We start from the raw sequence: 13,545 nt of genomic DNA, 5'->3' as shown, positions 1-13,545 counted from the left end.
CCGCCACTTACGTAACGCATCGTGGGGGCTGACAAGCGGCAGGTTTGCTATAGTCTCGGGCATTCCGTCGCGATTGCCACAGGTGCCCTGCCGCTCATGATCCTGAAATCCCGTAATGTTACCGCTGGCCTGCTGCTGGCGCTGTCTCCGATCGCGCTGACCACCGCGCTGGCCGCGCAGGATGCGCCGGTGGCCGAAACCACTGCCGAAGCGCCTGCCGCGGCCTGGGCTTTCGAACAGAGCGATGTTCCGGTCGATCCGGGCTACACCTTCGGGCAACTCGACAACGGAATGCGCTACATCATCCGCCGCAACGCGACGCCCGAAGGGACGGCGCTGGTGCGGATGCGGATCGATTCCGGGTCGCTGGAAGAAAGCGACAGCGAACGCGGCCTTTCGCACTATCTCGAACACATGGCCTTCAACGGCTCTGCAGCCATTCCCGAAGGCGAGATGATCAAGCTGCTCGAACGCGAGGGGCTGGCCTTCGGCGCGGACACCAACGCCTCCACCGGGTTCGACAGCATCACCTACATGCTCAACCTGCCGCGCAACGAGCCTGCCCTGCTCGATACCGCGCTGATGCTGATGCGCGAAACTGCCAGCGAGTTGACCATTGCGCAGGACGCCGTCGAGCGTGAACGCGGTGTGATCCTTGCCGAGCGACGCGACCGGGCCGGCTTTCAACAGCGCAATTACGATGACAATGCCGCGTTCCTCGCGCCCGGTGCGCGCTATGCCGAGCGCCTTCCGATCGGTACGATCGAGGTGCTGGAAGGTGCCAGCGCGGCGCAGATCCGCGCGCTGTACGAACGCACCTACACGCCCGCCAACACGGTGCTGGTGGTGGTCGGCGATTATCCGGTTGAGGCGGTGGAAGCCGCGATCCGCGCGCGTTTTGCCGGTTGGACGCCCGCCCCTGCCCCGACAGAGCCGGAGACCGGGCCGATCGACATCACCCGCAAGGGGCTGACCGACATCCACCTTGATCCGGCGCTGTCCGAAAGCGTGACCATCAGCCGCTTTGCCCCGTGGCAGGACCTGCCTGACACCATCGCCAACCGGCGCGAGGGCAGGCTTCGCGGGATCGGTTATGCGATCATCAACCGGCGGCTGGCGCGGCTGGCACGCGGCGGGGATGCGCCGTTCCGCGGCGCGCGCTACGGCTCGGGCAACCTGTTCGAGGATGCGCGCATCACCAGCCTTTCGGTCAGCAGTGCCGACGGGGAATGGAACAAGGGCGTGCTCGCCGCAGTGCGAGAGGTGAACCAGGCTCTGACCCACGGCTTCACGCAGGCCGAGGTGGACGAACAGCTCGCCAATATCCGCACCGCACTGGAAAACGCGGTCAAGGGCGCGGAAACGCGCGGCCATAATGTGTTCGTGGGGGCGGCGATCAACCTCGTGGATGACGAGCGCGTGCCGACGACGCCCGATTGGCAGCTGGCGGAATTCGAACAACTCGCATCCGAACTGACCCCGGCGGCGATCTGGCAGGCGCTGCTGGCAGACGCTGCGCCGCTGGAAGAACCGCTGATCCGCTTCACGGGGCGCACCGCGCCCGAGGGCGGCGAGGCTGCCTTGCGCGAGGCATTTGCGCTCGGCATGGCGCTGCCGATCGCACCGCCCGAAGACAACGGGCCGCTGGCGTTTGCCTATGATGATTTCGGCACGCCGGGCACCATCGTTTCCGATACCACCGAACCCCGGCTCGGCTTGCGGATGATCCGCTTTGCCAACGGCGTGCGGTTGACGCTGAAGCCGACCACCATCCGCGAGGACCGCATCGCCTTTACGCTGGCGGTCGACGGCGGCGACCTGATGAACACCCCTGACGACCCGCTGCGGGTCGCGCTGACGGATTCGCTCGCGCTGGGCGGGCTTGGCCGCCACAGTCAGGACGATCTGTCGAGCGTGCTGGCCGGACGCAGCGTCGGTTTCGGCCTGTCCAGCGCGACCGATGCTTTCGCCACATCGGGCAACACCACCAAGCGCGATCTGGCGCTGCAGATGCAGGTGCTGGCCGCGCTGATCACCGATCCGGGCTACCGCCCTGAAGGCGAGGAGCGATTCCGCAAAGGCATCGACAACTACTTCGAAACACTGGATTCAACGCCGGGCCGCGCGCTCGGCACGGCAATAGGTGGCATCCTGTCGGACGACGACCCACGCTTTACGCTTCAGCCGAAGGAGGCCTTCCTTGCGCTGGATTACGCAGGTCTGCGCGCAGCCATCGGCGACCGGCTGGCGAACGGCGCGATCGAGCTGGCGCTGGCGGGCGATTTCGACGAGACCGAAGCGATTGCGGCAGTGGCCGCGACCCTTGGCGCGCTGCCGATGCGCGAGGCCGAATTCGTGCCGCGCGAGGAGGCCCGCACGCGCAGTTTCACTGCGCAGCGCGGCCAGTACACACTGACCCACAAGGGCGAGGCCGATCAGGCGCTGCTGCAATGGGTCTGGCCCACCACCGATGATAGCGACCTTGGCGAAACCCTGCGGCTCGGTCTGCTCGCGCGGGTGGTGCGGCTCGCCCTGACCGAGAAACTGCGCGAGGAGCTGGGTCAGGCCTATTCGCCTTCGGCCGGTGCATCGAACAGTCGCCATTACCGCGACTATGGCACCTTCAGCCTCGCAGTATCCGTCGATGTGGCGCAGGTGGAGGCAACCCGCCAGGCGGTCGAGGAAATGCTCGCCGAATTGCGCGATACGCCGCCCAGCGCCGACGTGATCGAGCGCGCGCGCCGTCCGTTGCTTGAGGAATACGACAATGCGCTGAAGGATCTGGGCGGGTGGATCAACCTAGCCGGACGGGCGCAGAGCAATCCCGAACGGCTCGACCGGTGGTTCGCCGCACCCGATCTGATCCGCGCCATGACGCCCGAGGATTTGCAGGCCGCCGCCGCCCGGTGGCTGGAACAGGGCGCTGCGGTCGAAATCGCCGTCGTGCCTGCCGAAACGGTGGCTACGGAATAGCATCGCCAGACACGAAAAAACCGGCAGGAAATGCTCCTGCCGGTTCTTTGCGAAAGCGGATGCCCCGAAGGGCGATCCAGCCTCAGTAATTCACGCTGAACGACACCCCGATGACCCGCGGATCGTTGACGAAGGCGGTGTTGTTGTTGAAGTCCACCACGCCCAGCACATTGTCTTCATTGGTGATGTTGCGCGCAAAAGCCGCCAGTTCCCATTGGCCGTTGTCGCCCGAATAGCCGACCCGCAGACCGCCTTCGATGCGGCTGCCGGCGTTGAATTCGCGGCTTTCGTACAGGAGGAAGTTGGTTTCGCCGAGATAGGTCCAGTCGGTGAAGATGAAGAATTCACCGCTGTTGCCCACCGGGATGCCATAGCGAGCGGTGATATCGCCGCTCCATTCCGGCGCGTTGGGGAAGGGATTGCCGCCCACCAGCGCGCGGGTGCTACCGCCGATCACCGTGGTCGGGTCGGTGACGGTGCACTGCGCGCAGATCCCCACGGCCAGCGCGTTATCCTTGATCTCGGTATTGTTGTAGGCGACGCCGAGCGTGACGAGGAATTCGGGCGTGATCTGGAACGCGCTGTCGAGTTCGAAGCCGTAAGCCTCGCCTTTGTTGGCGTTGATCAGCTGCACGAGGTTGCCCGCCCCGCCCACTGCGGTGAACTGCGGATCTTCGACCGTGTAGTAAAACACCGCGCCGTTCAGCCGCACGCGGCGATCGGCCAGCTCGGTCTTGAAGCCGACTTCGTAGGAGGTGATATTCTCCGACTGCGCAACCGATGGCGGGTTGAAGAACGCGACGTCGCGGCCCTGAATGGTCGGTCCGCGGAACGAATTGGCGACCTTGGCATAGACGCTGGCATCGTCGGAGACATCGGCGAACAGTGCGATGTCCCAATCGAACTGGTCGTCACCCACACTGACCGGCTGCGGCGCTGCGCCTGACACCACGAAGAAATCCTTCTGATCATCGGTGTAACGCAGGCCGCCGGTGACCCGCAGGCTCTCGGTCAGTTCGTAGGACAGCTGCCCGAACAACGCCCAGGCTTCGTTGGTGTGGTTGACGGTGACCGGCGGCGGGAAGGTGAAGCCGACCGTAGTGACGTCGAAATCGCTTTCGAAGTAGAAGCCGCCGACCTGCCACGACAGCGGACCATCGCCGTTCGAAGCGAGGCGGATTTCCTGCGTGTATTGTTCGAGATCGATCGAATCCTGCGTGTCCGAAGGGAACGGGATGAAGCCCGGCCCCATGATCGGCAGGAACGAGGCACCGAATCCGCCATCGACATCGCCGCGGCTGGAGCCTTCGCTGGTCCAGTAGCTGCCAATCGACGTCAGCGTGGCGAAGTCGAATTCATAGGCGGTGGTCAGCGTCGCACCGAACTGCTGATACACCGCTTCGTTGCCGCCGCCCGCATCATAGAACACGGTGTCGCGGTCATAGTTTTCGTTGAGTTTGTTGGTGTTGTTCGGCTGGTTCGCGCTCGCTCCCAGCACGTTGGCGCGGAAAAAGGTCGAGGAACCCTGAAGGTCGCGGAAATTCACCGCCGCATTCATGCTGAAGCGTTCGTTGGGCGTATAAAGCAACTGGCCGCGCACGGCGAAATCGCTGAACCCTCCGAGCGAATCTTCCTCACCTGTAAAGCCGTTGCTGATCCAGTCACCGCGCCGCTGCAGCTGGGCCGCGACCCGGAAGGCGAGCACGTCGTCCACAACCGAACCGCCCACCGCGCCGCTCAGCGAAATTGTGTCGAGGCTGCCGAAGGAAAGCGCCGCGCGGACATCGGTTTCGTGGCTTGGCTTGATCGAATCGACCTTGACGATACCCGCCGGGGTGTTGCGCCCGAACAGCGTGCCTTGCGGCCCGCGCAGCACCTCGATCCGCTCGACATCGAAGATCGGGAAGCTTTTGAGCGTGACGTTTTCCAACACCACGTTGTCGAGCAGTACCGAAACCGGCTGCGATGCGGCCAGATCGAAATCGGTATTGCCGAGCCCGCGGATGTAGAAACGCGGTGCGGCGCGGCCGTTGGAACTTTCGATGTTGAGGCCGGGCACCGATCCGGCCAGCGCGGTCACATCACCGGCGGCGCTGAAGATCGTATCGACGCGGGCCTGATCGAGGATTTCGGCCGAAACCGCGACGTCCTGCAGGTTTTCCTCGCGCCTGTTGGCGGTGACGATGATGGTGGCAAGCTGGCCGTCGTCGGTGGTCGCAGCCTCGCTCTCCTGCGCCGCCGCAGGGGCAGCGAACGAAACGGCAGCAGCGGCAAGGACGGTCGAACCGGCCCAAGCCGCACGAATGGCAGTAATACGCTGAGACATCGAACAAGCCCCCTTTTTGGATTGATCGCACGGAAATAAGAGAAGGTGCAGGTTGGTGCGCTGGCACTTTCCGGCGATTCGGGCGAGAATGGGGCGCAAGATTATGGCGGGAAATGGGGCGTTTGACGCCAGTCTTGTTACGGTTGTTGCAGAGAAGTTACAGAATAGCCGTAGTGCGACAGCTGTTTGACAATCTTGCGTTCACCAGACGGTGTCCCACGGGCAGTGAACAACCCGTCGCGATATGATTGCGCCAGAACGCGGGAACGTTATAGCGGCGCCAAACCACGCTCGACCCGCCCGAGGAGCCCCGTCCATGAAAGTCCGCGTCCTTGTCCGATTGAAGCCCGGCGTGCTCGACCCGCAGGGGCGTGCGGTGCATCACGCGCTCGAAGGTCTGGGATTTGCCGGGGTGGAGGATGTGCGGATCGGCCGGTTGATCGAACTCGATGTCGCTGACGGAACCGATCCGGCGGCACTGAACGAGATGTGCGAAAAGCTGCTCGCCAATACCGTGATCGAGAACTTCACGATCGAAACCGAAGGGGGCGCATAATGGGCTTCCGCGCCGCCGTCGTCACCTTTCCCGGCTCGAATTGCGATCGCGACATGGTGACGGCGTTGGAGGCGGTTTCGGGCCAGCCTGCGCTGCGGGTGTGGCACGGCGATGCCGACCTGCCCGACCGGCTCGACCTTATCGCGCTGCCCGGCGGGTTTTCCTATGGCGATTACCTGCGGTCGGGCGCGATGGCGGCGATGAGCCCGATCATGCGCGCCGTGGTCGCCGCCGCAGGGCGCGGCGTGCCGGTGCTGGGCGTGTGCAACGGATTTCAGGTGCTTACCGAAGCGCGGTTGCTGCCCGGCGCGCTGATGCGCAATGCCGGCCAGCGGTTCGTCTGCCGGACGGTCGAATTGCAGGTCGCAAACACCGATTCGCTGTTCACGAGCGGCTTTGCGGCGGACGAAACCCTGCGCGTGCCGGTCGCGCATCATGACGGCAATTACTTCGCCGACGAAGCAACGCTCGACCGGCTCGAAGGTGAAGGACGCATCGCTTTCCGGTACGCGCAGAACTGCAACGGGTCGGCGCGCGACATTGCCGGGGTGCTGAGCGCTAACGGACGGGTGCTCGGCATGATGCCGCATCCCGAACGCGCGATTGAACCGGCGGCTGTGAACGCGCTGGGCGGGACCGACGGTCGCCGCTTGTTTGACAATATCCTGGCGTCACTGGCCACCGCCTGATCGGCGGCGCGCGCCTGCAGGTCAGGCGCGCAGCTGCTGCGGATTGCTGAACAGGCGCAGCGCGTCTTGGCTGGGCATCGGCCGGCCGAAGTAATAGCCCTGGATCTTGTCGCAGCCCAGATTGCGGATCAGCTCGGCCTCCTCGGCGGTTTCCACCCCTTCTGCGGTGGTGGTCATGTCGAGGCTTTTGGCCATCGCGACCACAGCATTGATGATCGCAAGGCTTTCCTTGCTCCCCTGCGCGGCGCCCTGCACGAAGGTGCGATCCACCTTGATCGTCGAAAAGCGAAGCTTGCGGATGTAGCCCAGCGAGGAATAGCCCGTCCCGAAATCGTCAAGCGCGACCGAGCAACCCAGCGCCATCACCTGTTCCAGCGCATTGCGCGCCACGCTGGCATCGCGCAGGAAGATGCTTTCGGTCACCTCGACCTCCAGCCGCTCGGGCTTGAGACCGCTTGCCGCCAGCGCCTCGACCACTTCCTCGTGGAAGGTGGGTTCCAGCAGCTGTTCGGGCGACACGTTGACGTTGACCTTGATGTGTTCGGGCCAGTTGCGCGCTTCCTCGCAGGCCTTGCGCATCACCCATCTGCCGATCGGGACTATCAGCCGTGTATCTTCGGCCAGCGGGATGAACTTGCCGGGGCTGATAAAGCCGTGATCGGCGCTGTTCCAACGCACCAGCGCTTCGAAACTCACCACGGCTTCACTGCGCGAATCCACCACCGGCTGATAATGCAGCTCCATCTCGTCGCGCCCCAGCGCCTTGCGCAGCGCCACCTCCAGCTGGCGGCGTTCCTCGGCAAAGGCGTGCAGCATCGGTTCGAAGCGGCGATGCTCGCCTCCGCCGGTATCCTTGGCGCCGTAGAGCGCAAGGTCGGCATTGCGCATCAGTTCTTCGACCGTATTGCCATCGCGCGGGCCGATCGCAGATCCGACGCTGGCACCGACATATAACGTGTGATGATCGACCTGATATGGTTCGGAAAGTCGTTCGACGATCCGCGCGGCGAGGCGATCAATGTCATCGACACTGTGAAGATCGCGGATCACGATGGCGAATTCGTCGCCGCCGAGCCGTCCGCACAACTGGTTTTCGCCCATCAGCGATTTGAGCCGTGCTGCCACCTGCGCCAGCAGCTTGTCGCCGGTCATGTGGCCCAGCGAATCATTGACCGATTTGAACCGGTCGAGATCGACCATCAGCAGCGCCCCGCGCGTGCGCCACTGTTCGGCATGGCGTAGCGCCTCGCCCAAAGCTTCGGTCAGTTGCAAACGGTTGGGAAGATGGGTCAGAGTGTCGAACCGCGCCAGATAGGCGATCTTTTCGGATGAGGCGCGCTGCTCGGTCACGTCCGAGCCGACCCCGCGAAAACCGGCAAAACGTCCGCGATCATCCCGGATCGGCGTGCCCGAAAGCTCCCACCAGCGCTCCTCACCGAGAATCGAGACCTGCACCAGAATATTGGAGAAGTTCTCCCGGTTCTTGAGCCGTTCGGCCAGGTCGTGAAGACTGGCCGGGAACTGCCCGCTTTGCCAGCTCCGGCCGGCGACCAGTTCAAGCAGGGGCATTCCCTCGACCTCCACCTGCGGACGGCCGAGCGCAAAGGCAAAGCGCGGGCTGACCGAACGCAGACGCCGCGCGACATCGACTTCCCAAAGCCAGTCCGCCTCGTTCTCCTCGAACTCGCGCAGCAGAAGCGAGACGACCTCTTCCTTCTCGGTCACCAGAGCTTCGGCAAATCGGGCGGTCAGGAACGTGCGCCCCACCTCGATCGAACCGAGCAGCCCGACGATCAGGAACAGCAGCATCGCGACGGCAGAATGCCACATGTCGGCGACCGCGAGTTGGAGCATCGCAGCGAGGCAGATCAAAGTGATGAAGCAGACAATGCCGAACGGGGCCGCAGTGAAGAAGAACACCGATCCCGAGGTCAGGATGACCACGATCATCATGAAGGCCATCAGGTCATCGGGCGTGCCGAAGAATGGAAACGCCACAATTGCGGCGGACCAGACCAGCCCCGATAGCACCGCAGTGCTCGCCTGCCTGAGGAATTCGGAGCGGGTTACCCGCCGCCTATCGGCATCGGCCAGCGACAGATCGATCCGCTTTCCGCGCCATTGGATCGCCAGCAGTGCCAACATCCACACCGCCATTCCGGCGACGCCGACCTTGGAGATATAGATTTGCGCCACGAAGGTTGCGAGGATCGCGTGCACGTAAAGCCGGTAGAACGCGAGCTTCGCAAGCGCCGGATATTGCAAACCGCGTATTCGTGACCAGTCCAGATCACCCTTGCCCGATAGGCCGAGGATGGCCGAAACCGGGAGGTCAGCGGGCTGCGGAATGACAGGCGGGGCGTGCGGTTCGGTCACCCCGCGGCCATTAACCACCAAAGGTTAGGTTGCGGTAAATTCCTGCGAGACAGCATTGATTGCGATAGGCATTTTCACGCTTCTCACTATTCGACCGTAACCGACTTGGCGAGATTGCGCGGCTGGTCGACATCCGTGCCCTTCACCACCGCAACGTGATAGGCGAGCAATTGCACCGGGATGGCATAGACCAGCGGCATAATCAGCGGGTGCACCACCGGCATTTCGATCGTGGCGATGCAGCCCTCGCTGGCGGCTTCGAGGCCCTTGGCATCGGAAATCAGCACCACCTGCCCGCCGCGCGCGCGGACTTCTTCCATGTTGGACACGGTCTTTTCGAACAGAGGCCCGGAAGGCGCGATCACCACCACCGGCACGGCTTCGTCGATCAGCGCAATCGGCCCGTGCTTCATTTCGCCTGCGGCATAGCCTTCGGCATGGATATAGCTGATTTCCTTGAGCTTCAGCGCCCCTTCGAGCGCCAACGGATAATCCTGTCCACGCCCGAGATACAGCACGTCACGCGCCGGGGCGATCAGGTGCGCCATGGCGGCAATATCGTCATCATGATCGAGCGCCGCATTGAGCGCGGCTGGCGCTTCAAGCAGGTGGTGCACGATCCCGGCCTCCTGCTCGCGCGACAATTTGCCCTTCTTCACCGCCATATGCGCCGCCAGCGCCGCCAGTACGGCAAGCTGGCAGGTGAATGCCTTAGTCGATGCGACGCCGATTTCCGGCCCGGCATGGGTCGGCAGCAGCAGATCGGCCTCGCGTGCCATGGTGCTGGTCGGCACGTTGACGACCACCGCGATGGTCTGCCCATTGGCCTTGCAATGGCGCAGCGCGGCGAGCGTATCGGCCGTCTCCCCGCTCTGCGAGATGAACAGCGCAAGGCCGCCCTCCTCCAGCACAGGATCGCGGTAGCGGAATTCCGAAGCGACATCGATATCGACCGGCACGCGGGCGAATTGCTCGAACCAGTATTTCGCCACCATCCCGGCATAGTATGATGTCCCGCAGGCGACGATCGTCAGCCGGCGCACCTGCGAAAGATCGACATCCATCTGCGGCAGCGCCACCGAATTGTCCGAGCGCCGGAGATAGGAGCCAAGCGTCTGCGCCACCACGGTCGGCTGCTCGAAGATCTCCTTCTGCATGAAATGGCGGTAATTGCCCTTCTCCACCGCCGCCGCCGATGCGCCCGAGGCGCGGATTTCGCGGGTGACGGGCTGGTTTTCGCCGTCGTAAATCTGCGCGCTGTCGCGCTGCACCACCACCCAATCGCCCTCTTCGAGATAGGCGATGCGCTGGGTCAGCGGGGCAAGTGCCAGTGCATCGGAGCCTAGATACATCTCGGCATCCTCACCCTCCGGGCCATAGCCCAGCACCAGCGGCGAACCGAGCCGCGCGCCGATCAGCAGACCGGGATGCTGGCGGAACGCGATGGCGAGCGCGAATGCTCCGCGCAGACGCGGCAGCACTTCGCGTACCGCTTCGGCAGGCTCGGCCCCGCGCTCGACCTCGGCGGAAACGAGGTGCGCGACCACCTCGCTATCGGTTTCGCTTTCGAACACGCGCCCGGCGGCAGCCAGTTCGGCGCGCAATTCCTTGTAGTTTTCGATGATGCCGTTGTGAACGATGGCCACTTCGCCAGTCGCGTGCGGATGGGCATTGGCCGACGTCGGCGCGCCGTGGGTCGCCCACCGGGTATGCGCAATGCCGATCGTGCCGGGAGCAGGGTCGCTCGCCAGCACGCGGGCGAGATTGGCAAGCTTGCCTTCCGCCCGGCGGCGCACCAGCGCGCCATCATGCAGCGTGCAGATTCCGGCGCTGTCATAGCCGCGATATTCCATCCGCCGCAGGCCATCGACCAGCCGATCGGCCACGCTGGAACTGCCCACGATCCCGATAATGCCGCACATTGCCTTGCCTGTCCTTTCTTGATGCCCCGAGCGCGGTTCAACGCTCTAGCCATTAGCGCTTCATCGGCAAGGCTTTGCTTTGGGCTTTGCCCGGAGCCTTGCGCGCGGAGCCGCGCCAAAGATACAGGCCCGAAGCCACGATCAGCCCGGCCCCTGCAAGCGTGTAGATATCCGGCCGATCACCGAACCACCACCAGCCGAGCACGATTGCCACCAGCATCTGTACATAAACCGCCGGAGCAATCTGCGCCGCGCCTGCCCTGGCGGTGCCGATATAGACCAGCCAGTGCGCGCTGCTGGCTGTCACCGCAACGACCGCGCAGCGTGCCACCACATCCCACGCCGGCCATCCGAAATCGAGCGCGGGAACGCCCGAAACCTTTGCCATGATCGCACCCGCAATCAGCAGCGGGGCGCACAACCCGGCGATGAAAACCTGCATCGATAGCGCGCTGCCCTGCCCCGCACTCGCGCGGTTGGCGACCATCATCAGAGCGAAGAAAAGTGCGGAAACCAGCGGCAGCAGCGCCGCCAGCCCGAGTTCGGCAAGGTTGGGCCGCAGCACGATGGCAACCCCGCACAGCGCGATCAGCGACGCCGCCCATACGCGGCGCTCCATCCGTTCGCCCAGCAGCACACCGGCCAGAACCTGCGTCAGCACCGGCGAAAGAAAGGCGATCGCCATCGCCTCGGCCAGCGGCATCAGGTAAACCGCCGAAAAGAAGCAGACCGAAGCCACTGCCAGACACAGGCCGCGGGCCGCCTGCAGCCAGGGACTCTGCGGCACAAACGCAGGCGGCCCCTCGCTCCTGAGCAGCAGCAGCGAAAGACCCAGCGCCCCAAGCGAAAACCGCAAGGCCGCGACCGCAAAAGCCGGCCAGTCATCGGCCATTGATTTGACCACCGCATCCCCCACCGAAAGGAGCGCGAAACCCGCCACGGCAAAGCCCAATCCGGTGCGGTGCTGATTGTTCATGCGGCACCGCCTAGGACCGCCGGAGCGCCAGCACAATCCACTTCCACCAGCCGATCCGGCCTGCGCGTCTTAGGGAAAAAATAAGCTTTCCTGCTTATTCACCATTTTTCGGAAGACACCTTTCGCACGATTAGCGGCAAGGGTTCAGAACATGATGACAAGCCTTGGGGGCTGGGAATGAGCGCATTCGGCAAGAAGGGCAATGCTGGCGGACTGAAGGCCGGCGGCAGGCCGGCTTTCGGGGTCGCCCGGCCAATGAAGGGAGCCGGCGGCAATTCCGCGGCAGGGCAACGCGGCGGCGAGCAGTTTCCGCCGCTGCCCGGCGAGGAGGCCAAGGCCGCCCCGGCACCCGCGCCCTCGAACAGCCGCCCCGCAAACAGCGCCGAAGCGCTCGATCGCCTCAACGAGCGCATGACTGCGGTCAATGAAGGCAATTCCGAGGTCGGCGGCTTTGAAGCCAGCGTCCACAAGATCAAGGAACAGGTGCTTCCGCGCCTGCTCGAACGCGTTGACCCCGAAGCAGCGGCGACGCTGTCGAAGGAGGAACTCTCCGAAGAATTCCGCCCGATCATCCTTGAAGTGCTGGCCGAACTGAAGGTCACACTGAACCGGCGCGAACAATTCGCGCTGGAAAAGGTGCTGATCGACGAGCTGCTCGGCTTCGGCCCGCTCGAAGAATTGCTCAACGATCCCGACGTCACCGACATCATGGTCAACGGCCCGGATCAGACCTACATCGAAAAGAAGGGCAAGCTCACCCTCGCCCCGATCCGGTTCCGCGACGAACAGCATCTGTTCCAGATCGCCCAGCGAATTGTGAACCAGGTCGGCCGCCGCGTCGACCAGACCACGCCGCTGGCTGACGCCCGTCTCAAGGACGGCTCGCGTGTGAACGTGATCGTGCCGCCGCTCAGCTTGCGCGGCACCGCGATCTCGATTCGTAAGTTTTCCGAAAAGCCGATCACGCTCGATATGCTGCGCGACTTCGGCTCGATGTCGGACAAGATGTGCACCGCGCTGAAAATCGCGGGCGCGTGCCGGATGAACATCGTGATTTCGGGCGGTACGGGCTCGGGTAAAACGACGATGCTCAACGCCATGTCGAAGATGATCGACCCCGGCGAGCGCGTGCTGACCATCGAAGACGCGGCCGAACTCCGCCTGCAGCAGCCGCACTGGCTGCCGCTGGAAACGCGTCCGCCGAACCTTGAAGGGCAAGGCGCGATCACCATCGGCGACCTTGTGAAGAACGCCCTGCGTATGCGTCCTGACCGCATCATCCTCGGCGAAATCCGCGGCGCGGAATGTTTCGACCTTCTGGCCGCAATGAACACCGGTCACGATGGTTCGATGTGTACGCTCCACGCCAACAGCCCGCGCGAATGCCTTGGCCGTATGGAAAACATGATCCTGATGGGCGACATCAAGATCCCCAAGGAAGCCATCAGCCGCCAGATCGCCGAATCGGTCGATCTGATCGTGCAGGTGAAGCGTCTGCGCGACGGTTCACGCCGCACCACCAACATCACTGAAGTGATCGGGATGGAAGGCGACGTGATCGTGACGCAGGAACTGTTCAAGTTCGAATATCTCGACGAGAGCGAAGACGGCAAGATCCTCGGCGAATTCCGCGCCTCGGGCCTGCGCCCCTATACGCTCGAAAAAGCGCGGCAATTCGGGTTCGATCAGGCGTATCTTGAGGCGTGTCTCTGACACGCGATCCGGGC

Annotated in this window: 8 protein-coding genes; 4 read left to right on the top strand and 4 right to left on the bottom strand. The window is 63.8% G+C overall.

Features of this window, described 5'->3' with window-relative positions:
* Window positions 1–96: 96 nt before the first annotated feature.
* Entirely contained in the window at window positions 97–2,973 is a 2,877-nt protein-coding gene (locus Q0L48_RS05485) for a pitrilysin family protein (RefSeq protein ID WP_296718213.1), read from the top strand.
* An 82-nt stretch (window positions 2,974–3,055) separates the two neighbouring features.
* Here Q0L48_RS05485 and Q0L48_RS05480 read toward each other — a convergent pair whose 3' ends face one another.
* Window positions 3,056–5,299 carry a TonB-dependent receptor gene (locus Q0L48_RS05480; RefSeq protein WP_296718210.1) on the bottom strand — a complete coding sequence of 748 codons (2,244 nt, stop codon included), beginning with the start codon at window positions 5,297–5,299 and terminating at the stop codon, window positions 3,056–3,058.
* 316 nt (window positions 5,300–5,615) lie between these two features.
* Between Q0L48_RS05480 and purS the strand changes: the two genes are divergently transcribed.
* Both purS and purQ read left to right on the top strand, forming a co-directional pair.
* Window positions 5,616–5,855 (top strand): phosphoribosylformylglycinamidine synthase subunit PurS, encoded by a 240-nt coding sequence (gene purS / locus Q0L48_RS05475; RefSeq protein ID WP_296718208.1) that lies wholly within the window; start codon window positions 5,616–5,618, stop codon window positions 5,853–5,855.
* Window positions 5,855–6,544 carry a phosphoribosylformylglycinamidine synthase subunit PurQ gene (purQ, locus tag Q0L48_RS05470; RefSeq protein WP_296718205.1) on the top strand — a complete coding sequence of 230 codons (690 nt, stop codon included), beginning with the start codon at window positions 5,855–5,857 and terminating at the stop codon, window positions 6,542–6,544. Before purS ends, purQ begins: the two co-directional genes overlap by 1 nt.
* 21 nt (window positions 6,545–6,565) lie before the next feature.
* On the opposite strand, the gene Q0L48_RS05465 is transcribed toward purQ, so the two are convergent.
* The 3 genes from Q0L48_RS05465 to Q0L48_RS05455 all read right to left on the bottom strand — a co-directional run bounded on the left by Q0L48_RS05465 (window position 6,566) and on the right by Q0L48_RS05455 (window position 11,818).
* Window positions 6,566–8,920, bottom strand: a complete 2,355-nt coding sequence (locus tag Q0L48_RS05465; protein ID WP_296718203.1) for an EAL domain-containing protein — start codon at window positions 8,918–8,920, stop codon at window positions 6,566–6,568.
* Window positions 8,921–9,006: 86 nt separating this feature from the next.
* Window positions 9,007–10,842 (bottom strand): glutamine--fructose-6-phosphate transaminase (isomerizing), encoded by a 1,836-nt coding sequence (gene glmS / locus Q0L48_RS05460; RefSeq protein WP_296718201.1) that lies wholly within the window; start codon window positions 10,840–10,842, stop codon window positions 9,007–9,009.
* A gap of 52 nt (window positions 10,843–10,894) precedes the next feature.
* Entirely contained in the window at window positions 10,895–11,818 is a 924-nt protein-coding gene (locus Q0L48_RS05455; protein ID WP_296718199.1) for a DMT family transporter, read from the bottom strand.
* 177 nt (window positions 11,819–11,995) lie between these two features.
* Here Q0L48_RS05455 and Q0L48_RS05450 point away from each other — a divergent pair, with 177 nt between their 5' ends.
* A complete protein-coding gene (locus Q0L48_RS05450; protein WP_296718196.1) occupies window positions 11,996–13,531 on the top strand; it encodes a CpaF family protein in 1,536 nt (511 codons plus the stop codon).
* Window positions 13,532–13,545 lie beyond the last annotated feature (14 nt).

The sequence above is a fragment of the Erythrobacter sp. genome (genome assembly GCF_024305245.1).
In the GTDB taxonomy this organism is placed as follows: Bacteria; Pseudomonadota; Alphaproteobacteria; order Sphingomonadales; family Sphingomonadaceae; genus Erythrobacter.
The sequence above is the reverse complement of the archived record's forward strand: the minus strand, read 5'-3'. Positions and strand labels throughout refer to the sequence as shown.

Bases quoted from the DNA above. Each gene is read 5' to 3' on its own strand.
- Q0L48_RS05485 (WP_296718213.1), top strand. From the start codon at position 97: ATGATCCTGAAATCCCGTAATGTTACCGCTGGCCTGCTGCTGGCGCTG.
- Q0L48_RS05480 (WP_296718210.1), bottom strand. From the start codon at position 5,299: ATGTCTCAGCGTATTACTGCCATTCGTGCGGCTTGGGCCGGTTCGACC.
- purS (WP_296718208.1), top strand. From the start codon at position 5,616: ATGAAAGTCCGCGTCCTTGTCCGATTGAAGCCCGGCGTGCTCGACCCG.
- purQ (WP_296718205.1), top strand. From the start codon at position 5,855: ATGGGCTTCCGCGCCGCCGTCGTCACCTTTCCCGGCTCGAATTGCGAT.
- glmS (WP_296718201.1), bottom strand. From the start codon at position 10,842: ATGTGCGGCATTATCGGGATCGTGGGCAGTTCCAGCGTGGCCGATCGG.
- Q0L48_RS05455 (WP_296718199.1), bottom strand. From the start codon at position 11,818: ATGAACAATCAGCACCGCACCGGATTGGGCTTTGCCGTGGCGGGTTTC.
- Q0L48_RS05450 (WP_296718196.1), top strand. From the start codon at position 11,996: ATGAGCGCATTCGGCAAGAAGGGCAATGCTGGCGGACTGAAGGCCGGC.